Source organism: Chitinophaga costaii, assembly GCF_900094705.1.
Classification (GTDB): domain Bacteria; phylum Bacteroidota; class Bacteroidia; order Chitinophagales; family Chitinophagaceae; genus Chitinophaga; species Chitinophaga costaii.
The window spans coordinates 94506-120274 of sequence record NZ_FMAR01000016.1; the positions used below are offsets into that span (position 1 = coordinate 94506).

Annotated in this window: 19 protein-coding genes; 5 read left to right on the forward strand and 14 right to left on the reverse strand. The window is 48.0% G+C overall.

Annotated features, from left to right (window positions below; translation table 11 throughout):
• Window positions 1-112: 112 nt before the first annotated feature.
• The 4 genes from carB to GA0116948_RS18175 form a co-directional block, all read right to left on the reverse strand.
• On the reverse strand, window positions 113-2929 hold the full coding sequence (gene carB, locus GA0116948_RS18160) for a carbamoyl-phosphate synthase large subunit (RefSeq protein ID WP_089714884.1): 2817 nt from the start codon (window positions 2927-2929) through the stop codon (window positions 113-115).
• Window positions 2930-3225: 296 nt separating this feature from the next.
• Window positions 3226-4374, reverse strand: coding sequence for an MFS transporter (locus GA0116948_RS18165; RefSeq protein ID WP_240619253.1), 1149 nt, complete (start codon window positions 4372-4374; stop codon window positions 3226-3228).
• A gap of 54 nt (window positions 4375-4428) precedes the next feature.
• On the reverse strand, window positions 4429-5175 hold the full coding sequence (locus GA0116948_RS18170) for a DeoR/GlpR family DNA-binding transcription regulator (RefSeq protein ID WP_089714886.1): 747 nt from the start codon (window positions 5173-5175) through the stop codon (window positions 4429-4431).
• Window positions 5176-5773: 598 nt separating this feature from the next.
• A complete protein-coding gene (locus GA0116948_RS18175; protein ID WP_108675062.1) occupies window positions 5774-6382 on the reverse strand; it encodes a helix-turn-helix domain-containing protein in 609 nt (202 codons plus the stop codon).
• 225 nt (window positions 6383-6607) lie between these two features.
• On the opposite strand from GA0116948_RS18175, the gene GA0116948_RS21710 reads away from it, so the two are divergent.
• From GA0116948_RS21710 to GA0116948_RS18190, 4 genes are all read left to right on the forward strand, one after another.
• Complete coding sequence (locus tag GA0116948_RS21710) at window positions 6608-6733, forward strand: hypothetical protein (protein ID WP_262487174.1); 126 nt, start codon at window positions 6608-6610, stop codon at window positions 6731-6733.
• 122 nt (window positions 6734-6855) lie between these two features.
• Window positions 6856-7086 (forward strand): hypothetical protein, encoded by a 231-nt coding sequence (locus tag GA0116948_RS18180; protein ID WP_089714843.1) that lies wholly within the window; start codon window positions 6856-6858, stop codon window positions 7084-7086.
• A 149-nt stretch (window positions 7087-7235) separates the two neighbouring features.
• Window positions 7236-9146 carry an acetate--CoA ligase gene (acs, locus tag GA0116948_RS18185; protein WP_089714845.1) on the forward strand — a complete coding sequence of 637 codons (1911 nt, stop codon included), beginning with the start codon at window positions 7236-7238 and terminating at the stop codon, window positions 9144-9146.
• Window positions 9147-9244: 98 nt separating this feature from the next.
• Window positions 9245-10195 carry an alpha/beta hydrolase gene (locus GA0116948_RS18190; protein WP_089714846.1) on the forward strand — a complete coding sequence of 317 codons (951 nt, stop codon included), beginning with the start codon at window positions 9245-9247 and terminating at the stop codon, window positions 10193-10195.
• 43 nt (window positions 10196-10238) lie between these two features.
• On the opposite strand, the gene GA0116948_RS18195 is transcribed toward GA0116948_RS18190, so the two are convergent.
• The 7 genes from GA0116948_RS18195 to GA0116948_RS18225 all read right to left on the reverse strand — a co-directional run bounded on the left by GA0116948_RS18195 (window position 10239) and on the right by GA0116948_RS18225 (window position 17906).
• The gene (locus GA0116948_RS18195; protein ID WP_089714847.1) at window positions 10239-10937 is read right to left on the reverse strand and encodes a L,D-transpeptidase family protein; all 699 of its coding nucleotides are present in this window, start codon (window positions 10935-10937) and stop codon (window positions 10239-10241) included.
• Between the two features lie 135 nt (window positions 10938-11072).
• Window positions 11073-14021: a M16 family metallopeptidase gene (locus tag GA0116948_RS18200; protein WP_089714849.1), complete on the reverse strand. Its 2949-nt coding sequence runs from the start codon at window positions 14019-14021 to the stop codon at window positions 11073-11075.
• Between the two features lie 131 nt (window positions 14022-14152).
• The gene (locus GA0116948_RS18205) at window positions 14153-14920 is read right to left on the reverse strand and encodes a FecR family protein (protein ID WP_165798527.1); all 768 of its coding nucleotides are present in this window, start codon (window positions 14918-14920) and stop codon (window positions 14153-14155) included.
• An 88-nt stretch (window positions 14921-15008) separates the two neighbouring features.
• Window positions 15009-15305: a hypothetical protein gene (locus GA0116948_RS18210; protein ID WP_123891863.1), complete on the reverse strand. Its 297-nt coding sequence runs from the start codon at window positions 15303-15305 to the stop codon at window positions 15009-15011.
• A 40-nt stretch (window positions 15306-15345) separates the two neighbouring features.
• A complete protein-coding gene (locus GA0116948_RS18215) occupies window positions 15346-16287 on the reverse strand; it encodes an outer membrane beta-barrel protein (protein WP_089714855.1) in 942 nt (313 codons plus the stop codon).
• Window positions 16284-17399 (reverse strand): anti-sigma factor, encoded by a 1116-nt coding sequence (locus GA0116948_RS18220; protein ID WP_089714857.1) that lies wholly within the window; start codon window positions 17397-17399, stop codon window positions 16284-16286. Before GA0116948_RS18220 ends, GA0116948_RS18215 begins: the two co-directional genes overlap by 4 nt.
• 21 nt (window positions 17400-17420) lie before the next feature.
• The gene (locus tag GA0116948_RS18225; protein WP_089714888.1) at window positions 17421-17906 is read right to left on the reverse strand and encodes an RNA polymerase sigma factor; all 486 of its coding nucleotides are present in this window, start codon (window positions 17904-17906) and stop codon (window positions 17421-17423) included.
• A gap of 309 nt (window positions 17907-18215) precedes the next feature.
• Here GA0116948_RS18225 and kbl point away from each other — a divergent pair, with 309 nt between their 5' ends.
• Complete coding sequence (kbl, locus tag GA0116948_RS18230; RefSeq protein ID WP_089714859.1) at window positions 18216-19406, forward strand: glycine C-acetyltransferase; 1191 nt, start codon at window positions 18216-18218, stop codon at window positions 19404-19406.
• 314 nt (window positions 19407-19720) lie between these two features.
• Here the strand turns inward: kbl and GA0116948_RS18235 are convergent, their stop codons facing one another.
• The 3 genes from GA0116948_RS18235 to GA0116948_RS18245 form a co-directional block, all read right to left on the reverse strand.
• Window positions 19721-20836 carry an efflux RND transporter periplasmic adaptor subunit gene (locus GA0116948_RS18235; protein ID WP_205686176.1) on the reverse strand — a complete coding sequence of 372 codons (1116 nt, stop codon included), beginning with the start codon at window positions 20834-20836 and terminating at the stop codon, window positions 19721-19723.
• A 44-nt stretch (window positions 20837-20880) separates the two neighbouring features.
• On the reverse strand, window positions 20881-24135 hold the full coding sequence (locus GA0116948_RS18240; RefSeq protein WP_089714860.1) for an efflux RND transporter permease subunit: 3255 nt from the start codon (window positions 24133-24135) through the stop codon (window positions 20881-20883).
• A 99-nt stretch (window positions 24136-24234) separates the two neighbouring features.
• Window positions 24235-25659 (reverse strand): TolC family protein, encoded by a 1425-nt coding sequence (locus tag GA0116948_RS18245; RefSeq protein ID WP_089714862.1) that lies wholly within the window; start codon window positions 25657-25659, stop codon window positions 24235-24237.
• Window positions 25660-25769: the final 110 nt, after the last annotated feature.

Genomic DNA, 25769 nt, shown 5'->3' on the forward strand with positions numbered 1-25769 from the left:
GTGTGGGGCTAATGTAAAGGGAGGGTGGTTACCAATGGTTATTATTTCGTTAACGCAAGTAAATTTTTTGCGTAAAAAAAAGCGGCGCCGTTTCCGGCACCGCGTAGATTATTTATTTGCTGAGATACATACTCTTCTCTTTATACAATTGGCGGAAGTAAGGATCTCGCAGGTCTTTAATGAAGCGGATGGCCTCTCCGGTAGATTTCATTTCAGGCCCCAGTTCTTTATTTACACCCGGGAACTTATTAAAGGAAAATACCGGTTCCTTAATGGCAAACCCCTTCAGCTTCTTTTCTATTTTAAAATCTTTCAGGGTATGCGTACCCATCATCACCTTGGTAGCTATATTCAGGTAAGGCACCTGGTAAGCCTTCGCAATGAAAGGCGTGGTGCGCGATGCGCGCGGGTTGGCTTCTATCACAGACACCTTGCCACTCTTAATGGCAAACTGGATGTTGATCAGGCCTTTGATATTTAACGCACGTGCAATCTTCTCTGCATAAACTTCCATGGTGGTTACTTCCATGGGACTTAGGTTAAAGGCCGGCAACACGGCATTACTGTCGCCGCTGTGGATACCCGCCGGTTCTATATGCTCCATAACGCCCATCACGTGAAAGTTTTCTCCATCGAAAATGGCGTCAATCTCGGCCTCCTGGCAGCGGTCCAGGAAGTGGTCTATCAGGATTTTGTTGCCAGGCAGGTGTTTAAGCAGGCTTAGAACGGAGTTTTCCAGTTCCTCTTCATTAATGACGATGCGCATGCGCTGGCCACCCAATACATAAGAGGGGCGCACCAGCACGGGGTAGCCCACTTCTTTGGCCACTTCAATGGCTTCGTCTGTCGTGTAGGCGGTACCGTAGTTCGGGTAAGGAATTTCCAGTGCTTTCAGCAGATCGGAAAAGCGGCCCCGGTCTTCGGCAATATCCATACTATCGAAAGAAGTACCGATTATCTTTACGCCTTTTTCTTCCAGGCGTTTGGCCAGCTTCAGGGCAGTTTGTCCACCTAACTGAACGATCACGCCTTCCGGCTTTTCCAGTTCAATGATCTCCCAAAGATTTTCCCAGAAAACCGGCTCGAAATATAGCTTATCTGCCATATCAAAATCGGTAGAAACCGTCTCGGGGTTACAGTTCATCATAATGGCCTCGAACCCTGCTTCCTGGATGGCCTGCAAGCCATGGGTGCAGCAGTAGTCGAATTCAATGCCCTGTCCAATCCTGTTGGGGCCAGAACCCAGTACGATAATCTTTTTGCGGTCGGAGCGGATGCTTTCGTTCTGGGTATCGAAGGTAGAATAGAAGTAAGGCGTTTTTGCCTGGAACTCAGCGCTACAAGTGTCTACCATTTTATACGTGCGGGAAATGCCGAGGGCGCTGCGTTTAGCGTATACCTCGTCTTCTTCGCAATTGCCGAAAATAAGGGATAGCTGAACATCGGAGAAGCCCATGTGTTTGGCTTCTTTCAGCAGTTCGTCCGGTACGGAAACCAGGTCGTATTCCTGCAATTGTTTTTCCAACAGCACGATGTCGTTGATCTGGTGGAGAAACCAGCGGTCTATGAAGGTTTGTTCGTAAATATGTTTTACAGACATGCCCTGCATCAGCGCATCTTTTATGCGGAATACACGGTCCCAGGTGGGGGTTTTCAGGCGCTCAAACAGTTGTTCGGTGCTCATGAGCGATTTACCGTAATAACCAAGTCCTACGGCGTCGTTTTCGAGGCTCTGGCAGGCTTTCTGCAAGGCTTCGGGGAAGGTGCGGCCTATGGCCATTACTTCGCCCACAGACTTCATTTGCAGGCCCAGGGTCTGGTCGGCACCTTTAAATTTATCGAAGTTCCAGCGGGGCATTTTTACGATTACGTAATCCAGCGCAGGTTCAAAATAAGCGGAGGTAGTTTGGGTGATCTGGTTTTTCAGTTCATCCAGTGTGTAGCCAATGGCCAGTTTGGCCGCGATCTTGGCAATGGGATAACCCGTGGCTTTGGAGGCCAGGGCAGAAGACCGGCTCACGCGAGGATTGATCTCGATAGCGATCAGTTCCTCGGTATCTGGGTTCAGGGCAAACTGCACGTTACAACCACCGGCAAAATTGCCCAGGTCTCGCATCATGCGGATGGCCTGGTTGCGCATATGTTGAAAGGCAGTGTCGCTCAGGGTCATGGCAGGGGCCACGGTGATGGAATCGCCGGTGTGTACACCCATGGGATCAAAGTTCTCCACGGTACAGATGATCACCACATTATCATTTTTATCGCGCAGCAGTTCCAGTTCAAATTCTTTCCATCCCAGCACGGCCTTTTCTACCAGCACTTCGTGGATGGGCGAGGCTTGCAGGCCACGGTTCAGGGCTTCGTCCAGGTCTTCTTTGCCATGTACAAAACCACCGCCTGTACCCCCCAGGGTAAAGGACGGGCGAATCACCAGCGGGAAGCCAATGGTCTGGGCAAATTCCTTGCCTTCGAGGAAGGAATTGGCCGTTTGCGCCTGCGCTACCGGGATACCCATCTGGATCATCCACTGACGAAACAGTTCTCGGTCTTCCGCTTTATTAATGGCTTTTATATCTACACCGATCAGTTGTACATTATATTTTCCCCATACGCCCAGTTCATCCGCTTCTTTACAGAGGTTCAGGGCAGTTTGTCCGCCCATAGTAGGCAGTACTGCATCTATCTGGTTTTCTTCCAGTATCTGTTCGATGCTTTCCACCGTGAGGGGCAACAGGTATACCCTGTCTGCCATCATGGGGTCGGTCATGATCGTGGCGGGGTTAGAATTGATCAGGATCACTTTAATCCCTTCTTCGCGCAGGGAGCGGGCCGCCTGGGATCCGGAATAGTCAAATTCACAAGCCTGGCCAATGATAATAGGTCCAGAACCAATGATTAGCACAGATTTGATAGATGAGTCTTTAGGCATTTTTAATATTAGTATTGAAAATGAAAACCTGCGATCTTCTGCGCCCGGAAGGGAAACAAAAAAATCGTGCAAAACTACGGGATATAAACCGGATAGCCGCATGAATTTTGCCTGCCCAATCATATAAAATTTTTATTTATACAATTGAAAGTTGATAGCCATGCTACTGCCTGGGTTATTCTGGGGAACAGGCAGGAAGGATGATAGCCCCCAATGATTCCCCATTATCTACTTCCATTAAAAAAGCCGGCAATAGAAATTGCCGGCTATATCATTTACTGAAACCTAAAAAATCTTTATGTTTTCACCCTGGAGGCTAGTACGGTAATACAGCCCCCCAGCAGGGCTATAATAAAAAACGAAACTTGCAAACCATGCCACTGCGCCACAAATCCTATGAGTGGGGGGCCTATCAAAAAACCGGCGTTGCCAATGGTAGATACCGTAGCCAAAGCCAGGCCGGTGGAAAGGTGGGTAGCGCGTCCTGCGGCACTATTTACCAGTGGCACAATGATGGATACACCTGCCCCTACCAGCAAAAAACCGATGGTAGCCGTAACCAGGTAAGGCAGGCAGATGGCCAGCATAAAACCGCCGGCAGTTAGCACGCCGCAGGCTTGTAAAATATGTTTTCGGCCAAATTTTGCGGTAAAAACGTCGGCAATCAGCCGGGCACCTGCGCTGGTGCCTTTAAAGGCCACGTATCCCACACCTACCAGCGATGGCGGTACTATCACTACTTTCTTAAAGTATACACCACTCCAATCATCCATCGTACCTTCACAAATGGCAGCGCAGAAAGCCACTAGTCCCAGCATGAGTAATACTTGACCCGGCCACGCAAAACGAGGGCGGGAACGGTCGGTATTAATATCCTGCTGAAGTACATAACGGCTCACCAATAGTAAAGTCAGTATATCCATGACCGTTATACAGGCAAAATGCCGGTAGGGTGCCCATTGCAGGTTAGTCATGCCCCATCCAATGGCTGCACCGGCAAAACCTGCCAGGCTCCAGTAACCATGAAAAGAGGCCATCACCGGCCGCCCATACCGGGCTTCCACGGCCACCGCCTGCGTGTTCATGGCAATGTTGGTGATATTACTGGCAAAGCCAAAAAAGATTAATCCCAGCACTAGCTGCCAGGGCGTTTGCGTAAGACCCAGCAAGGTGAGAATGCAGGCATAAGCCGCCGCACCGCTGATTACACACACCTTGCTTCCATATTGGGCTACCAACCACCCGGCAATGGGAATAGATACCATTAGCCCGATAGGCAAAGCGAATAACACACTGCCAAGGCCTGCATCGTTAAGCCCTAATGATTGTTGCAGGGCGGGTATGCGAGAGGTCCAACTGGCAAAACAAAGCCCTTGTAAAAAGAACAATGCGCTCACTGCTATCCGAGCTGCCCGGGCGGGAGTCCATGAACTACTTCCGATCAAAATTTTTCGACTTTTTCATTACGCCCACTTGCAGATCATGGAATCGTAATGTGCTTATATAACTTCTATGCCCAGGTCCTTATATGGACGGGTGAGCGGTATGTCCGGTTCGTCGGTAATAATCATATTCAGTGCACTGATGTCGCACACCTTAAATGTTTCTGCCGTACCCATTTTATCGGCGGTAGAAAGGGCGATCACTTTATTGGAGGCATTGACCATACTGGCTTTCACCTCTGCTTCTTCCATATCGGTACCCGTTACTCCCGCCTGCGGATGCAGACTGCAGATACCCAGGAAACAAATTTCTGCGCGCATGCGCTGGAACTGGCGAATGGTGTCCAAACCACCTGTTACCTGGGAATTTTTGATCACACGGCCTCCGGTGAGGATCACCTCCACAGCCGGATGATCTACCAGTTGCAAAGCAATGGGAATATTATTGGTAATGACCCGCAGGTGTAAGTTGGGTGGAAACATCTTCACCAGCATAAGCGTAGACGTTCCTCCATCCAGGATCACCGTTTGCCCGTTGTGCAGGAAAGATAAGGCCTTCTGTGCCATGGTCCGTTTATCTTCCTCATGATGCCCGATACGGTCTTTAAAAGAATAAGGATTGGGGGAATGGGGAATAGCGCCACCCCTTACTTTAATAAGAAGGCCACTTTTTTCCAATACTTCCAGGTCACGGCGCACCGTATCTTCAGAAACATGCAAATCGTTGCTTAGTTCGGCATGCAGAACCTTGTGGTCGGTCTGCAATTTCTTTAAAATATAGTCTAACCGTTCTTCTTTCAGCATTTTGCGGTATTTGTCACAAATATATTGCAAAAAATTGCAAGAAAAAGTTGGAGAATGCAAAAACTTGCATATATTTGCAATATAAAATAACAACATCGCAATTCATTGCACCGTTGCTTTTTCATAACGTGGAATTATAAATGGAGAAGATGCTGGCATTCTTACCGGCATGAACGCAACTCCGATCAGCTATAGTTGCGAGAACAAAATTTAACTGTTGTTTAAAAACGGCGCTTCCTTAAAGGATGCGCCGTTTTTTTGTGCAGTAGATGCTGGCTATCAAGCATTTACAATGAAAATGGCCTATAAGATTTTAAGTATTGGGCCTACCAGGAAAAGGCTTCTCCTATAACATCTTCCTGCTTTTGCCTTATTACTTAAAGATTACTACATAAATCACTGCATCTATTCCCATCCATTACATGGCCTGGCCGGGGGTATCCCGTATAAAAATAACTTTACTATTATTGCAACATTCTGCAATATTGCATACAACCCTTCGGTAGTTTGCGATATTTTGCAACATTCCTGAACGGTGCCCTTAAATATTGCAACTTAGTGCTATAACCCTACCAGGTGTCTTTTCCATCCACCCCGGTCAAGGAGCGCCATGTGGGCCGCTATCTACGGTTTTTCCGGTGAGCCTGGCTACTTCCTGTTGCAATAGGCGTACTTGCTCTTTATAATCTGCTACCTCCTTTAATAGCCAGTTATGCTCCTCCAGCAAGCGGTAATATCTTTCCCTCATCTGATGTTCCCGGGGCGGTGGAGCATCCTCCACCAGCATGGGGTTCAGGAAATATTCCCTTGAAATATTGAGGCCCTTTAACACCGCATCCAGCTCCGTTTCTGAAAAAACAGGTTTTTGATCCAGCGCGGCTGCTTCTTTCCGCGTCATCTTCAACAGTGTGGCCAGCCGGGTTTTATTGATGCCCTTTTCTACGATAAGCGTACGGAATCGACGGCCGTAATGCAGCGTCCCCTCCTGATATTGTACGCCACTCCACTCCATGAAGTCTTGCACCGTAATTCCTATCAACTGGCAAAATCGTTCCAGCGTGGCCCGTTTGATCTCTTTTTTCCGCAGATAATAATGCGCTATCTGGTTAGTAAAGCCCGCCATTGCTGCAAAGTCTACAATCTTTATGCGCTTGTCGTTCAGAATATATTTGAGTTGTTTTCCCATGTCCGGCAACGAGTGGGGCATGTATCAATAATTTAAGTTAATATATGACAATTGTATTTACAATGTTACATAAATAATATTAAATTAGATACTGCTCTTCGCTTTAAACTATTTCAAAATTGAAAAGGTTATTTTCTAATCAAAATGAGTGTAAAATAATTAACGGATAATTGCTATTCTTGGTTGTTATGATATTCTATTGCTATCATTTGCAAAAGCAGGGTGCTTGAGCGACTGAATAAATCTATGAAACATCCTGCCGGCAAGGCTTATACGCCAGGAGTCGGAGCATTTTTAAATGAAGAAGTTTTAGCGCTAAAGGACTTAAAACTTGTTAAAAAAGAAGTAAAAACAGCTTTAAAAACTTGTTAAAAATAGTTGATAAAAAATATCACTATTTTGATATTAATCTTGTAAAATTATAAATATATTTGCTGACAACTTAACGCCTTGTATCCTATATCATTCATTCATTTATAAACAAGGTCCCTTAAATGCTAGAAAAGGAAATTAATCAATTGCAGGACATTCATCAGAAACTTGTGGCGCTGGCTACTATTTTCAGACAAAAAGTTTGCGAGGAATGCAAGTGGAGTACCCCAACCTTCTATCGTAAAATGCGGGAGAGCGACAAATTCAGTAATGCAGAAAAAGAGAAAATTGTATCTATAATGATACAAGTAACAATGGACACCCAAAACTATTTTAAGAAGTATTATCCTTAAGTAGCATTACTACGGATATACATAATGCCAGCCGCCTGCCCTCCTCGCCAGCGTAGATTTAATACCCGCAACATTACCCTTCGTAAGTGATTTTGCTTACTTTTATTGCGTGTATACCGCTATTTCTAACGCAAAAAATTCCACTCGCTGTGTATCCGTATCAACTAAAAAGTTTCGAGGAGTATCAACAGGCTTACCACCAAAGCGTCATTGACCCGGAAGGCTTCTGGGCTAATATCGCAGAACATTTTTACTGGCGCAAAAAATGGGATAAAGTACTGGAATGGGATTTTAAATCGCCCAACATTAAGTGGTTTGCAGGCGGCAAGCTCAATATTACGGAGAATTGCCTGGACCGCCACCTGGGAACTTTAGGGAACCAACCTGCCATCATCTGGGAACCCAATGAACCAGATGAGCATCACCGCATTATTACTTACCGTGATCTTTATAATAAGGTCTGCCAGTTTGCAAATGTGCTCAAGAACAATGGCGTAAAAAAAGGTGACCGGGTTTGTATTTATATGGGCATGATCCCGGAACTGGCCATTGCCACGCTGGCCTGTGCCCGCATTGGCGCCATTCACTCGGTGGTTTTTGGCGGCTTCAGCGCGCAAAGTATTGCAGACCGTATCCAGGACGCCCAGTGTTCTCTGGTGATTACCTGCGACGGTGCCTTCCGTGGCGGCAAAGACATTCCCCTGAAATCTGTGATAGACGATGCACTGATAGGATGCCCCACGGTGAAACGCGTGATCGTATGTACCCGCACCCGCACACCTGTTAGCATGCTCAAGGGCCGCGATGTATGGTGGGAAGATGAGATTAAACAGGTGGAAACGATGGGTAATCCTGCCTGCCCGGCAGAGGAGATGGATGCAGAAGATATGCTCTTTATCTTATATACATCCGGCTCTACCGGCAAGCCCAAAGGAGTAGTGCATACCTGTGGCGGCTATATGGTATATGCCAATTATACTTTTGTCAATACCTTCCAATACCAGCCTGGCGAAGTTTATTTCTGTACAGCAGATATCGGCTGGATCACGGGACACAGTTACATCGCTTATGGTCCGCTAAGTGCTGGTGCTACTACGCTCATGTTTGAAGGGGTACCCACCTACCCCGATGCAGGCCGCCTCTGGGATATTGTAGACAAATACCGCGTAAACATTCTCTATACTGCGCCCACCGCTATTCGCAGCCTTATGGGCTATGGACTAGGCCCGGTAAATCATAAAGACCTGAGCTCCCTGCGCAAGCTGGGGAGCGTGGGCGAACCAATTAATGAAGAAGCATGGCACTGGTTCAAGGATAATATTGGTAAAGGACGTTGCCCCATTGTGGATACCTGGTGGCAAACCGAAACAGGTGGCATTATGATCACCCCCATTGCCGGCATTACACCAGAAAAACCCGGCTATGCCACCCTGCCCCTGCCTGGCGTACAGCCTATCTTAGTAGATGAAAATGGAAAGGAGGTAACAGGAAATAATGTAAGTGGCAACCTTTGTATTAAGTTCCCTTGGCCCGGCATGCTTCGCACCACCTTTGGCGATCACGAGCGCTTCCGCAAGACATATTTCTCTACTTACGAAGGCCTTTACTTTACCGGCGATGGCTGTATGCGTGACGAAGACGGCTATTACCGCATTACCGGGCGGGTAGACGATGTGCTGAATGTAAGCGGCCACCGTATTGGCACTGCCGAGGTAGAGAACGCGATCAACATGCATGCCGGCGTAGTGGAAAGTGCGGTGGTAGGATATCCACACGAGATTAAGGGACAAGGCATTTATGCCTTTGTGATTGCTGAACGTTTTACCCACGATGCAGAACTTACCAAAAAAGATATTTTGCAAACGGTGTCCCGCATTATAGGCCCCATTGCCAAACCCGATAAAATTCAGTTCGTAAGCGGCCTTCCTAAAACCCGCTCCGGCAAGATCATGCGGCGTATTCTGCGCAAGATTGCCGAAGGCGAATTTGATAACCTGGGCGATACCAGCACCCTGCTGGAACCCGCCGTAGTAGAAGAGATCAAGAAGGGCAAACTCTAAAGGACTTCACTAATAATGGAAGGGTGTGTTTATAGCGGACACACCCTTTTTTCATGCCACTTGTTGCGAAAATGAAGGCCCGGCATTATATTTAAAATATGAAATTCCTTCGGCGCAGCGGTTCTGTACTGCTTTTTCTTTTCTTCTTATTAAATGCTATTGGCGCTATGCACGCCTGGAAGTTCACGCACTTCTACGAAGATCCCCACCACCGCAATAAAAAGCCGGAACAAATGAGTACTGGTGAAAAGATAAATATGATCTTCACCGGCATAAAAATTTCTAAGTCGATGGAGGAAGATACACCCTCCCTGGCCCACGAAAATATTATACTCCATACCCGCGACGGTGTAAGGCTGGAAGGCTGGTACATACCGGCAGATACGATCGCCAAGGCCCATGGCACCATCATTGTCCTACATGGTTATGGCAGCAGCAAAAGCGATAAACTGCCGGAGGCTTATTTTTTTCATCAGCAGGGCTACAACACCCTGCTCATTGATTTCCGCGCGCACGGCAATAGCAGCGGCCTTACCTGTTCTATCGGATATAAGGAAACGGAAGACCTGCTTTCTGCCTGGCGTTTTGTAGAAAGTAAGGGGGAAAAACATATACTGTTATGGGGCATGAGCATGGGCGCGGCCACCATCCTGAAAGCGGTGCCTGCATACCACCTGCATCCCGAAAAGATAATGCTGGAAGCTCCTTTTGCCTCCCTGGTAGATGCCGTGAAAAGCCGTATGCGCTCCGTGCATTTGCCGGGCACGCCCTTCGCACAGTTGCTTACTTTCTGGGGCGGCATAGAACAAGGTTTTTGGGGATTTGGATATGAACCTTACCGCTATGCGGAAGACATTACCTGCCCCACCCTGCTCTGCTGGGGCAAACTTGACACGCGGGTGATGGAAACAGAAACGCAGGAAATTTATGAACACCTGCGCGCGAAAAACAAACAACTGACTGTGTTTGCCGAATCGGGTCACCAATCGTTTTGCCTACATGAGCCGGAAAAATGGGAGGAAACGATGCAGGCCTTTTTGCGGCGATAGCCGAATTATTAAAATGCACGCTGCGAAGATGCTGCGGCATTCACTACCGCCGGATCACCACCGGCGTGCCAACTTTTAAAACGTTGTATAATTCTGCAATATCTGCCGATTTCAGGCTAATGCAGCCCAGCGTCCAGTTAATTCGCTGCTCCACATACTGGTCGTTGATGCCAGCAGCTTCTTCTACCCCATGAATACCTACCCCATCGCCAATGGTCGCGTTAGCCGGGATCACGCCCCGGGACTGGCGATCGTGGAAGCGTGTCCAGGAAGTTTCGTTGGGATAATCCAGCAACATGAAGCGGCTCCAGCGTGCATCCATCCTTTTGTTGCTGATATGAAACACGCCTTCCGGTGTACGGCGGTCGCCTTGCATTTGCTTATCGGTAAGGTCGCTATTGCCAAAGGTTACTTTATAGATCTTACGCAGCGTTACATCCTCGTACACGTACAGCCGGTAGTCCGTTTTGTCGATCAGCAGGAATACCTTGTCGGCATCCATACTACCTGGCAACAAGCGTACCCGGTACAGGTCTCCTCCAATGGTTGCCTCGATATTTTCCGGTGCGTTCATCACCAGATAATTTAATCCGCTGGTGGCAGTGTTAGTGAGCAGGCAGGGATTGGCCCAGGAAGGGGCAGTAAGGTGGCCCGATGGGATATTATTGGCTGAAGTATAAATGTTGAAGCTCAATAATGGCAACAGGAAGATGGTTGCTAACCAACCGCAATGGCGCATCATAGTAGTAATCGGTTTATAGGATTATTCCTTTCTTAAACGTTAATGAGGGATGCATATTGTGTTATAAAAAAGTGTAAAGCCAGGACGAATCATGTTCCGCCTGGCTTTACACAGTAAAATATTTAAACAAATGGTCTAGTAACCAAACAGTTCTTCCAGCGTTAGCACCTTCACCGCTCCATATTTTTTCAGTGCGTCCATGCTCACTTTTTTATCGCTCGCCAGGATGCAGTAGGTATATGGCTGGTGGGCCAGTTGTGTGTCGTGCAGTTGTTGCAAATCCTGCATGGTAATACTGGCTATCTGGCCATACACTTTTTTGCGCAGATCAGTATGCAGCCCTAGTTTTTCCGCACTCAGGTAGCTGAAAATAATGCCATCTTCGGTGATGCGTTCTGTTTCGATATCCTGCCGGATGGCGTTTTTAGACATTTCCAGGTTTTTAGTAACCAGGGGCATAGAATCCAGCAGTTCATTCATCCCATGAATAGCATCATCCATTTTATCGGCCTGGCTACCTACATAAGCCACTTCTGTATAACGGTCATCCTTTTTATCGGGCGATGCGTACTGCGCGTAGGTAGAATAGGCCAGGGCCTTAGATTCCCGGATGGTCTGAAAAACAATAGACTCCATACCGGCGCCAAAGTAATTGTTGAACAAAAGCAGCTTGGCCGTTTCATCCGGATTGTAAGTGGTGGTATTGCGTATCCAGTTTACCTCAGCCTGCACCATGTCGTAATTAGCAAACAATACCTGTTGTTGGGTCTGAGAGGTCTTGTCAAATTTTACCGCAGGTAAAACAGGCGTGAAGGTGGCAGGCATTTTATGCAGCCTGGCCACATCTGCCGTCACGGCATCCAGTTTCCGTGGCCCATAGTAGATCACCATGTGCTGGTAGGTGGGCAGTTTGTGCAATATATCCACGAGTTCATGCGCGGTGGTGTTATTGATATCTGCTGTGCTCAACTGGTAGTTAAACGGATTCTTTGCTCCATATATCCCATATTGTAACAGGGCGCTGGTAATGGCTTTTTTATTGAGTTTGGCGTCTGCGCGGGACTTGGCTATTCGGCCTTTTAGGGCCGCCAGGGCTTGTTCATTCACCTTACAGTTGGTCATCAGCTCATCAAACAAGGACACTGCCTTGTCGAAATTTTCCTGCAGGCCGGTAATGCCAATCGTTACATTTTCTGTACCAGCCGTTATATTAAAAGAGCAGGCAATGTTATAAAACTGTTTGCTGATTTCCTCTGAAGAATATTTGTCTGTGCCGAGATACTGCAGGTAGGATGCTGCCAGGGAAAGTTTACGATCGCTCCAGGTACCCATGTTGAAACGGTAATATAGCCGAAACAGGCCATTGTCTTTGTTTTGCACATATAGTACCTGGGCAGGACCTACTTTACTTTTCTGGATATCCTTGTCAAAGTTCAGCCACAGCGGCTGTACCGGGGTAGCCGGAATGGCAGCAATTTTATCGAGGAAGGGCGAGTGATCGTCGCGGTTCACCGATACTGGCGTGATGGTGGGTTTTTCCACTTTTACGATGTTTTTGTCTTCTCCTTTACGTTTGTACACCAGTACATAGTTATTGCCAAAATATTTGTTGGCATAGTCTACCACAGCCTGTTTGGTTACTTTGGACATATCGTCTACGAAGGCTACATCATCTGCATACAGATCTCCTTTGGATTTAATAAAATCATCCATCAGGTCGTACGCGCGGTTGCCGTTGCTTTGCAGGCCCTGTATTTCAGATAATTTAAAGTTATTGACGATTGCTTTCAGCAGGGTTTCATCAAACTGGCCGTTTTTCAGCAGGTCCAGTTGGCCCAGGAGCAGGTCTTTCACTTCTTCCAGCGACTGGCCGTTTTTGGCTTTACCGCTCAGTACCATCACGCCATAATCTTTAAAGGTGCCTGAACCAGCGTTGGCGCTCAGCACTTTCTGCTGGCGGTTCAAGTTCAAGTCTATCAGGCCGGCCTTCCCGTTGGCCAGGATCTGACTCATAACGGTGGCTAGAACATTGTCTTTGTGTTCGCGGATGCCGCCCAGGCGGAAACCTATGGTCACACTTTCTGCATCGGGTCCTACCACTTCCTTTACAATGGGGGCCGTAATGGGGGCTTCTGCCGGCGCTGTATATTCCGGGAAAGGTTTGGACTGCTGGTAGGAAAAATCCTGATCAATGGTTTTAATAACATAGTCAGGATTAAAATCGCCCGCCATTACGATGGCCATATTGTTTGGCACATAGTAAGTATTATAAAACTGGCGGATAGCCTTAATATTGGGATTCTTAAGGTGTTCCACGGTACCGATGGTAGTTTGCTGCCCATAGTTGTGGGTGGGGAACAGGCCGCCCATCAGGGCTTCATGCAGTTTGTTCTGGTCGTTATCCAGGCCACGGTTTTTTTCTTCATACACGGCTTCCAGCTCGGTATGGAAGAGGCGGAATACCGGGTTGCGGAAGCGCTCTGCCTGCACAGCCAGGTATTTGTCGATGGCGTTAGAGGGAATGTCTTCTTCGTATACGGTTTCTTCTACCGAGGTGTGGGCGTTGGTACCTTGTGCGCCCATGTTAGACATCATTTTATCGTATTCATTGGCAATGGCATATTTTGCTGCAATGCCAGACACGCTATCTATCTCGTGATACACGGCTTTACGAGCCAGCAAATCGGTAGTGACGTTATATTTATCATACAGGTTGTCTACCTGATCTATGTACAACTTTTCCTTGGCCCAGTCCAGCGATCCATACTGGTCGGTACCTTTAAAGAGCAGGTGTTCCAGGTAATGGGCCAGGCCGGTGTGATCTTTTGGATCGTTATTGCTACCCGCGCGCACGCCGATAAGGGTTTGGATACGCGGTTCCTTTTTATTAACAGAAAGGATAACGGTAAGGCCATTTTTCAACGTATAAAACCGGGCCTGTTGAGGATCGTTGGTAACATAACGATAAGTATAGCCACCGGAAGCGGCTTCCTTCCATTCGTGCGAGGCGGGCTTTACCTGCGCAGAGGAGAATTGTACAGAGGCTGCCAGTGAGCAGGCTAACCACGCTTTCAGTAAATTCATGACAATTTGGTTGGTTATTTTTGGAATTAGCAGCCAAATATAAATGATGCCTATCCAACAAAATGTTAAAACAAGCTGAGTTGCTTTGGAAAAGAATAAGCGGCTGGGCACAATTATGCTTTGGGGGGAACTTATTTCATCAAGATGTTTACGGTATTCTTTTTTATTTGGTAGGTAAACCCTTGCTCTGGACCAAGCTTGTCCAGGATTTGCGGCAGGGACTCATTATCCCAGGTACCGGTTATAGTTTTGGAAAGTGGAATATTTCCTTCCCAGTTAATATCGGTATTATACCAGTCTGCCAGCACGCGGAGAGCTGCCGGCAAGGCTTCTTTTTCGAAAGTAAGTTTGCCGCTGCGCCACATCAGCAGGGCTGTGGTATCGCAGGTTTCAGGCTCTATAAGGTCTATACTGGAATTGCCCATCACCATTTCTCCGCCATGCACCCACTCGGGCTGATTATCCATGTGTGAAACATAAGCCTTTTGTACTTTGGCTTCCCCGCTGAGCAACTGTACACTGGCACCTTTTTGTTCCACTTTTACTTTGAAAACGGCGTTGCGTACCGTGGTGGTGAGTACGTCGGTCACTACGCGAAAGGGGGTATCGGGGTAGGTATGGATCACGAAAAAGGCGTCACCATCCAGCACTACCTCCCGGTGGTGAACCGTAAAGTTACTAGGAATATAAAGCGTGGTAGCTCCGTTAAGGATCACTTCGGAACTGTCGGGCAGGGTAATGCTTTTGCGTTGGCCCGGAGCGCCCTGGTATTGTGTATAAGTAAGGTGGGTATTAAGATTGGCAGGCCGTTGCGGATGGTTGCAGGCAATGCCCGTGATCCACGGGAGAAGGATAAGGATGATTGCTAATAATCTGCTGTATTGCTGCTTTGCCTTCATGAAGAATAAAAGTAGTGGATTTCGGGCAATAAGCATAATCACCTATAGCGGAAGAAGCTGTTTTACTACTACAAAGCAGCGCAGTTTTTTATTGCAATGCTGGCAGCCATAGCGTACGAAAGCCATTAAACAGCAGACGGCTATGCAAAGAATCCTGGCTGGCTACCCGCAGGTGACTGTGGTGCAACGTTGGTAGGCGAAACAAATAATTATTGGCCTTTATGGTAATTACCTCCTGGTTCACTACATATTCCTGCTCAGCAGGGGGCATGCTGGCTATAAAAGCTTCCGGCTGGTTAGCCCGGAGGCCAAAGTAAATATGCTTTTGGGCATGGGCCCAGACAATAAGGCCAGCGCAAAGGAACAATGATAACAAGGATCTCATACGTGCAGATATTTTATACCCTGGAGGTCTATACATCGGCCTAAAACCCATTGAAGCGGATTCCTACAGAAAACGGATATTGTAATAAACCGTAGTCATGTAGGGCCGTTAATGCAAAGTTGCCATACAGCTTCAGCGGGCCATAGCCCAATTCACTGGTAACAGACAGTCTCCATTTATTAAGATTAAAATCGTCGTCTACCTTAACTTTCCCTCTTTCCGGGCTAATTTGTTTGGTTCTGGCTTTTACCAGGTAACCACCCATGATGCCACCGCTTATTTTAAAAGAACGGTTTGGCTTGTACGGATTGGCCGTATAGTTCAGCATGAGCGGGATAGACAGGTATTCCGCAAACATTTTATTCTTGCTGAAGGATACGCTATCGCGAAATACAGTGGTGGGGTATCCCGGTTTAAACGTGATATCCCGTGCAAAGCGATAATTGTTCATCTCTATACCCAGGGCATACTGTAGATTCAACTTGTGTTTTACAAGGTTGAGCCGTTGCATGAATAACCAGATATTTACATTTATAGATTTTCCGGTAATCAATTTAAATTCTGATGCAGTAAGCGGCGAACTTCCATAACGGGGGGCAAAATTATTGAGCCCCTGTGCGGAATAATCATACAGTTTGTTGGCTGAATAGTAGGGAGTAGCAGGGTAATAAGCCAGGTAGCTGGCCCCGCCGTAGTTGCTGCGGTCTGTATAGTTATTAAACCCCAAATCCACTACCAGCCAGCGGGTATGCAAATTCTTTTTAAGCTTGTTGTTGATATAAGATGTGTCATTATAAAACTTATAACTGGTTCTCCCATTATTATTTTTGGATTTAAGAATCACGAGTCCCTTTATCTGGATGGTATCCGTTGTTACCTGTGCCTTGACAGTGGCGGCAACATATAGTAGTACGACTAAAACTATCCATTTTATACAAGGGTAAGGGAACAGTCGCTTACTTATAATAACAACTTTACTCATTTATTGTTAGCTTTTTTCTTCGCAAAAAATCGTGCCACGTTGGTTACTTTATCCAGCAATTTATTATCCCCTGTCCCCACTACCGAGGCGATCAATTCGCCGTGGATAGCGGAAGGAGCCTGGATATGGTCTTTTGCGCTGGCAATTGCCAGCATTTCCGGTGTCTTATCTGCAGGCAAGTCCTGGCCGGAAGCGGCTAATACGGCAGGTGTATTGACGGCAGGCTCGGTTCCGGCACTTACATTTTTTGAAGTAGTGGAGGGAGTGATATTGGTCGTACTTGAACTGGCAGTTGCTGGGCTAGTGGCTTCCGCTATTTCATTATTATGATTAGTAATGGGTGCCGCAGCCATGCTAGCGTTAGCAGCAGTGGTAACAGGAGCGATCCTGGAACTTGTTGCCACCTTACTAGTGCTGGATGCATCGTTGCGGCTAGCCAAGGAATGGGTGCCGGCGTCTGTTACCTGGCTACTGCCAGCGGTGGTGACTGTTCCGGAAAGTATATTAGCCTTAGGCTTTGGGGGTACTGCCTGTGAGGAAGGCACGGTGGGTTTGGCAGCAGCTGGCACCTGTGCGGTGGCTATGGGCAGAGAAGCATTTCCATGGCCATTATTGACCGAAGGCCATACAAATACCAGTAATCCTGCCACCACAGCGGCAGCCCCGACGCTCCACCAGTATACCGGTAGTATGCGGCGGCGATGACGGTATAATTCAGACTTAGGTAGAAATACTTGGTCCATATCCGGTTGCAGGCGGGTCATTTGCAGTAAGTCCAGCGCTGCGCGGGCGGCCGGGGTAGCGGCTATATAGGCATCCACCACTTCTCGGTCGGCGGCAGAAAGCTCATTATCCATATAACTCATCAGGTAACTTTCCTGATTTTCCGCATGTAAAGCTGGCCTGCCGCGATATAGCAGGTCCTTATGCGGGAAGGTTACTTGAAGATCGGGGGTCATTACGGTACTTTCCCATACCTGCAGCTCTTGCTGCAGATGGGGGTGCTGCTCCAGGAAATGCCGCAACATAGCCTGTTCGGCGGCGTCGAGGTCGCCGTCGATGAAGCGCAGAAAGAATGCTTCGTAATTTGATATGTTAATACCTGCTGGCAAGATCTAGTATATGATGATAGTTTAAATAACGTTCTGAATTTTAACAAAATAGTCTTTCAGATGTAGGCGGGCCCGGTGCAGGTAAACCTTTACCTGGGATGGATTTAGCTCCATGATCATTCCAATTTCTTCGTAGCTGTATCCTTCATAATCTTTAAGGAGGATGAGGGAGCGTTGCACTTCGCTGAGACGGGCCAAGGCTTTTTCCATCACTTCGCGGGCATTATGCACATTGGTATCGGCTATGCTGGAATCTTCCTTGAAATTATCGACCAAAGTGATTCTTTTAACTTTACGTACATGATCGATCATATTATGATAGCCAACGGTGAACAGGTAAGACTTCCCCTTTTCAAAGGACACTTCCTGGCAGTGCTTCCATAATATCTCGAATGCGTTCTGTACCACATCCCGGGCGTCTTCGGTATGGCCCAGATTTTTGACAATAAACCGGAAGAGGTTATCGGCATACAGATCCACGCATTTATTGTACTCCTTTTCCGTCATCCGGTAACGCGGGGTTTTTTCAGTGCTAAGTTCCGACAAATGTTTAATAAACGAGACGCAGGTGCGACTTTCCCCCTTTCTATCACCGTTTCCATACTTTTTTGGAAGTTCCTGCATCCTTGCTGCATGCTTATGCTTACACACTGTAAAATTTTCCCTGCATGATAAAAGTGTGACGAAGTATAGACCCGTAATGTTACACCCGGGTCAAAATTCCCCTAAAAACAAGGGTCATTTCACCCGATGTGACCTTATGCCCTACTTTTATTGCACTAACTTTGCCCTTTCGGGAACAAAAAAGTATGCTACATGAACGATAAATTCATCCAACGCCTCCGCCAAGACCTTGCCGATATAGAAACTGCAGGTCTCTTCAAGCGAGAAAGAATCATCACTTCCGATCAAGGTGCAACCATCACTGTGAACGGCAATACCGTACTGAACTTCTGTGCCAATAATTACCTCGGCCTTAGCTCCCACCCTGCCGTAATTAAGGCAGCCAAAGAAGCCATCGACACCCATGGCTATGGTATGAGTAGCGTGCGCTTCATCTGCGGCACCCAGGATATTCACCGGGAACTGGAACAAAAGATCGCTACTTTCCTGGGTACAGAAGATACCATCCTGTATGCAGCGGCCTTTGATGCCAATGGTGGCGTATTTGAACCCCTGTTTGGCGAGCAGGACGCTATTATTTCAGACGCACTTAACCATGCCTCCATCATAGATGGGGTAAGGCTTTGCAAGGCCCAGCGCTTCCGTTATGAACACAATAATATGGATGACCTGGAAGCCCAGCTTAAAGCAGCAGCCGGCTGCCGCAGCCGTATTATTGTAACAGATGGCAGTTTTAGCATGGACGGGACCATTGCCCAGCTAGACAAGATCTGCGATCTGGCCGATCAATACGACGCCATTGTGATGAGTGACGAAAGCCACTCTTCCGGCTTCCTGGGCAAAACAGGCCGTGGCACCCATGAATATCGCGGGGTAATGGGCCGTATCGATATCATTACTGGCACATTGGGCAAAGCCCTGGGCGGTGCTTCCGGCGGCTTTACCTCCGGTCGCAAAGAAGTAATAGATTTACTACGCCAGCGCAGCCGCCCCTATTTATTCTCCAACTCTGTGGCCCCCAGCATAGTAGGTGCTTCTATTGCCGTACTGGACATGCTGAGCAGCACCACCTCGCTACGCGATAAGCTGGAATACAACACTACCTATTTCCGGGAGAAGATGACTGCCGCAGGATTCGATATCAAACCAGGCAATCACCCCATTGTACCTGTTATGCTCTACGATGCCCCGCTCAGCCAGCAGTTTGCCGACCAGTTGCTACAGGAGGGCATTTATGTAATTGGGTTCTTCTTTCCCGTGGTTCCGAAAGGGCAGGCCCGCATCCGCGTACAATTGAGCGCAGGGCATGAGCAGGAACACCTGGACAGGGCTATTGCTGCCTTTACCAAAGTGGGTAAAGCATTGGGCGTGCTAAAAGCTTAAGTTGATGGTTCTATAAACACACTTCTATACACAGTATTTCTCCAAAAAGAAATTTCCAGCGCCAGGTTCCTGGGCTGGAAATTGTCTTTTAGGGTATAGTGACATTACTGCCATGTTATAATTCCTCCCCTAGTTTCCTAAAAAAAATCCAGATCACAGGCTGCTTTCGCGCCCCACGATCTGGAAATCTGCTCTATACAATTAGGTTGGTCTAATAAAAGAAGCGCCTGCGGGCTAATGTTTCTTTGATTGTGGTGATGATAGCAATAAATCAGCGCAGGCACCCCTTCGTTAAAACACACACATAAGCTTCATTACTCTTTAACTGCCTGCACGGACGTACCTTCTTTAAGCTCATCACTGCCATTGATCACGATGACATCGCCATTGTTGAGGTTGCCGAATACCTCCACTTTCCCGTTAGATTCATTGCCTTTACGCACATTTACCCACACAGCTTTATTGTTTACTACCTTGATTACGAACACCTGCTCGGAGTTGGTGATTACTGCACTTTTAGGCACTACAAAAGTTTCATGGTTGCCGGGCAAGTCTATATGTACTTCGGCATACATGCCGGGCAATAATTTCTTGTTGCTGTTATTGATATCCATTTCCAGCATTTCCGCACGCAGCTTAGTATCCAGGCTACCGGCTACTCGGTTTACTTTCGCAGTAAAAGTATCGCCGGGCAATGAACGCACGGTGAAGTGAACCAGGCTGGCTTCCTGCAGGCTGCCGGTATAGCTTTCCGGTACCGCTATAGATAGACGCAGTTTTTGCTGTTCTTCCAGGCGCAGCAAAGGCTTGTCGGAACCTTTGCCTGCCGGGCCTACATAGGTGCCTGGATGCACGTTGCGCAGGGTGATAATGCCGCTAAAAGGCGCACGGATGGTGAGGTAGCTCAGCAACTCCTGCACTTCCCGCAGGGAGGAGCGGGCGCTTAGCAGCTCAGCGCTGTCTGCACTCATCTTGGAGAAGGCTATCTCCAGATCATTGGGCGATACCGTACCGGGCACCTTGCTGGTTTTGAGCATACGCTCGTAGGTAGAGTGGCTGGCCTGGTACACGGCCTCCTTATTGTGGAGGCGGGACTGGGCTTCCAGCAGTTGGGTATTCATTTCCGGCGCTTCCAGCGTAGCCAGCACCTGGCCGGTAGTTACTTGGGAACCCATATCCACATTCACTGTCTTTACATAACTGGTGAACTTGGCATACAGGTCGGCAAACTGGTAAGGTTTTATCTCACCAGGCAGTTCCAGCACGTTGTCGAGTTGGGTCTTTTCCAGTGACATTTCTTTTACCTGTACCGTATTGTCCGTTTTCTTTTCATCCTCAGCCTTCGTAGTGTGGCAGGAGGGCAGCAAGAGGCCTGCGGGCATAGCCAGGGCGGCCACCAGGGTGTATCTCAGGGATTTAATGTGTTGCATATGCATATCTTCCAAATAACTTAATGTGTGTAATCAGGTTTGGTTTAGTCGGCCAGCTTTTCAGCGCCCGGTACAAAGTATTGGCTTTCGGTATCTTCCGGATCCAAGGAAACAGATTTAACGGAGGCTTTCTGCTGGGCCCATGCAAAGATGAGCGGCAGTATGAAGAGTGAGGCAAAAGTACTGGCTATAAGTCCGCCAATTACTGCGCGACCCAGCGGCGCCGTTTGGTCGCCGGCTTCCCCCAGGCCCGAGGCCATGGGGATCATACCTGCCACCATGGCGATACTGGTCATGAGGATGGGGCGTAAACGGATGGAAGTACCTTCCAGCGCCGATTTCAGGGAATCCTGATTTTGCAGGCGCAGCTTTTCAGTACCGGTAATCAGTAGTACCGAGTTAGATACCGAAACGCCCACAGACATAATGATACCCATATAAGATTGTAGGTTTAGCGTAGATCCTGTTAGTAATAGCATGCCCAGCGCCCCCGCCAGTACGGCCGGGATGGTAGAGATAATAACGAAAGCCACCCGGAACGATTGGAAGTTGGCCGCCAGCAGCAGCAGGATCACGATGATCGCCACGAGTAGGCCGGTTTGCAAACTGTCCAAGGTTTCGTTGAGCAGTGTCATAAGGCCACGCCGGTTCACGGAAACACCGCGCGGAGGATCGCCCACCCGTTTAATGGCAGCTTCTACATCGGCACTGGCATGTCCAAGATCTTTCTTATAAATATTGGCGCCGATAGAAATTATACGCACGGCACCAATACGATCATATTGGCCAACCACCGTATCTGGCTGCAGGGTTGCCACATCGCCCAGCGTGGGACGGTCGTGATCCTTGCTCAACGGAATAGCTTTCATATCTTCTATACTTGACAGTTGATTTTCCGGAACAGATACCTGTACAAAATAAGAGGTGGCATTCTTTTCATCGAGCCATACATTCTTTTCGGTAAAGCGGCTGGACGAAGTTGCCGCGGTGAGTGAACGCGATACTTCTCCTAGGGTAAGTCCTAACTGGCCGGCCCGTTCACGGTCTATATTAATACGGATAGCCGGGTAGTCCAGTGGCTGGCTAATGGCCACATCCCGCAAATAAGGGATCTTCTTCATTTCCCGCATTATCTTCTCTGCAAAAGGCCGGCTTTCTTTAAAGTTTTTACCCATCACCGCTATTTCTATCGGTGTGCTGGCGCCTTGGCTCATTACCTTGTCTGTAAGATCTATAGGTTCAAAGCTGGTTTTCACTTCCGGCATTTGTTCATGAATGGCATTGCGAAGCCTTTCCTTAAATTCGTCCATATTCACCTTATAATCCTCCTTCATATTTACCTGCATTACGGCTTCGTTTGGCGTAGCCATAAAGAGGTAAATGGGGTTCGTAGAATAAGACGATGGGTGGGTACCAATAAAGGAAGAGGTAATGTCGATATTCTCAGGCCCTACCAGCTTATTGAGGATGTCGGTGGCTTTTAGCAACATTACTTCGGTACGCTCAATGCGGGTACCGGTAGGTTCTTTGAGGCGTAATTGGAACTGGCCATTATTCAGTTTGGGCAAAATGTCGCGGCCAATGATGGATACGAAACCAACAACCAAACCACCCACCAGGATAAAGTACAAGGTGATCACCATTTTGCGGCGGCCCATCAGTGCATTGAGCCAGCCCAGGAAGCGGAGTTTAAATTTGTCGAAACCCGCAATCTCTTTCTCATGTACTTTTTCGTCGCGCAGTTCGGCAGTAATATAATTATCATTTTTATGGGCCACGCTGCTATGTACATGCTCATGGTGCTTGCTATGGGCCTGAAATTTATCGGCCTTCAACATCCAGTTTGCCAGAATAGGTACCAATGTTTGCGATAACAAATAAGAGGCGATCATGGAGAAGCCAATAGCCAGCGACAAGGGCAGGAACATGGCCCGGGGTACACCCACCATAATAAAGGATGGGGCAAATACCGCCAGGATACATAAGAGAATGAGCAACTTGGGGAAGGCAATTTCCTGACACGCATGCCAAATGGCCTGCGCCTTGGTTTTACCCATTTCCAGGTGCTGGTGAATATTTTCTATCGTCACCGTAGATTCATCCACCAGAATACCGATGGCCAGTGAAAGGCCGCTCAGCGTCATGATGTTAATGGTTTGCCCCGCCAGTTTTAAGCAAAGCACCCCAATGGTAATGGCTACAGGTATGGTGATAATAACGATGTAGGCACTGCGCCGGTCCCCCAGGAATATGAGTACCATGATGGCCGTTAGTACGGCACCAATTACCCCTTCACTCACGAGGCTTTTTACGGAGTTAATTACATACACGCTCTGGTCAAACACAAACGATGCCTTTACATCCTCCGGCAGCAGTTTTTGAATATCGGGCAAAGCCTTTTTCAGATTGCTCACCACCGTCCAGGTAGAGGCATCTGCTGTTTTAATAACGGGCAGGTATACAGAACGTTTCCCATTGATTACGGCGTAACTGGAGGTAATATCGGCGCCATCTTCTACAGTAGCCACATCTCGTACAAATACGGTGGGGCCTTCACCAACGACCAGGGGAATGTTTTCAAATTCCTTCACCGTACGGATTACAGTATTGGAAGGGGTTAGGTAGGTAAGGTCTCCAATGCGTACGTTACCGGCGGGCGATATCTGATTAGCATCTTTCACCGCAGCTACCACCTGGTCGGGGGTAAGGTGGTGGCTACGCATTAGTGCAGGATCTACATGGATAACAACGGTACGGGAGTTACCACCAAAAGACGCGGGCGAAGTAAGCCCTGCCACCCGGCTAAAAGAAGGACGTACCACTGTCATGGCAAGATCCTGCAATTCATTATTACTACGGGTAGGGCTGCTAAGCGCTACTTGCCCAATAGGCAGGGTTGAGGCATCGAAGCGGATGATAAAAGGCGGCTGGGTACCATTGGGCATGGCCGAAAACGCACGGTTGGCCATGGCCGTTACTTCTGCCGCAGCCTGCGCCATATTGGTGCCCTCATAAAAAGAGATCTTGATCAGGGTAACGCCCTGAATGTTCTTGGCCTCAATATCTTTTACCCCTGTTACATAGAGGAAAAGGTTCTGGTAGTTGGTAGCAATAAACCCTTCCATCTGCTGGGGCGACATACCACCATAAGGCTGTGATACGTAAATAGCCGGGAGGTTCAGGTCGGGGAAAATGTCGATTTTAATATCCCGCAAAGCGGAAAGGCCGAAGAACAGTAAACCAATTACGGCCACCATGATGGCGATTGGTTTACGGAGGGCCAATTTAATAAGATTCATACTTCGCTGCTTGGTTCAAATGATTAAAATCCGGTACTGGCGATAAGGTCGTTGTAGGCGTTTTGCAGTAGCAGGTATTTCCGTTTATGCAGTATAAGACTAGTGTGCAGCACTTACGCTGGCCACCCGACCCAGGAAACCCTGGATATCGCCTTCCGTAGCGGCTTCATACAGCAAGGCCTGCCAAATGCCGTTGTAAGCAATATCCCGGTCTGTTTCGGCGCGGTTCAGGTTATACAGGGCCTGCGCAAGATCGGCAATATTGGAAAGGCCGTTCTGGTACAGGGTGCTTTTCTGCAAATAAGCGTCGCTGCTGGCTTTGAGGCCAAAAGGCACCTGCTCATACTTCCGCATGGAGTTCTGTAATTGTTGTTGGGCCAGATCCATTTGATGTTGCAGTGCGCTATATTGAAGGGCGTATTCATTGCGATATGCTTCCGTAGTATAGTGCTGTCGCTGCGCCTGTGCATGGGTGCGTGTCCAGTCGGTAATGGTCCACGAAGCGTTAATGCCCAGCAGGTAGTTAGAGCGGGTGGGATGAATACCATCCCAGTAACCGGAACTATAATGACCGGGTTGCAAGGCGCTATAGTCGTAATCAAAGCCAGATCCACGGGTCTGCATAATACCCATAGCAGTAATCTTGGGCAACATGCTTTTACGGATGTAGTCTGTGGCTGCTTCGCTGTATTGAATACGACTATCGTAGTAACGGAGAATGGGTTGCTGCCTCAGGTCTGTAGCGTGTTGCTGCATTACATCCGCCGGTATTTTTGAAACAAAGAAGGAATCAAGTTGAAAGTTGCGGGCGGGTACATCCATCATTTGGGCCAGGTAGTTTTGCTGCTGGTCTTCATAATTAATGGCATCTACCAGACTAATCTCCGCTTTTGATACCTCCGAATTGGCTATGGAACTATCCACCCCTGGATTCAGGCCGCTGAGGGCCCTTGCAGTGATCATGCGTTTGAGGTCTTGTGCGCGCTGGAGATTGCTTTCCATAGACTTGCGCAAGCGCTGGGATGCCAGGAGGTTCAAATAAGCGCCGGCAATGCGCACCTGCTGCTGAAATTGTTCCTGCGCCAGGTCGGCCTTATAAATGGCTTCCTCTGATTTGGCGGCATTTACCTTGGCCTTTTGCCGGCCAAACTGGATAAAGTCCCAGGAGATGTTCATCGCATAGATGCCGCCAAAGGCTGCATTCCAGTTCTGGCTGGCCAGGGCCGGCCCAGAGCTGGACACCGTTATGCCCTTATATGCTTCGAACGGACCGTTCTGTCCGTTTACGGTACCAAAAGCATTTTGTGCCTGGAAACTAAGATCAGGGAGATACTCCCGCCGGATAGCCGTTACATTCGCTGCTGCCGCTTTCTGGTAATTTTCTTTGGCTTTAATTGATTGGTAGTTGTGGATGCCGGTTTCCAAAGCCTGTTGCAAGGTTAAAGTGCTGTCTTGCGCACTGGCAGTGGTGATAAGCCCACCCATAAAAACCGACAATAGGCCAATAGGTTTCCTGAAGTCCATACGTTTTAAAATAATCCCTATCTGTGTGTGCTTTCGGGTATGTGAAAAATCGATTGCAAAGTTAGACCAGCCTAATTCTTTCTGGTTAGGACAAAGAACCTCTCGTCTTG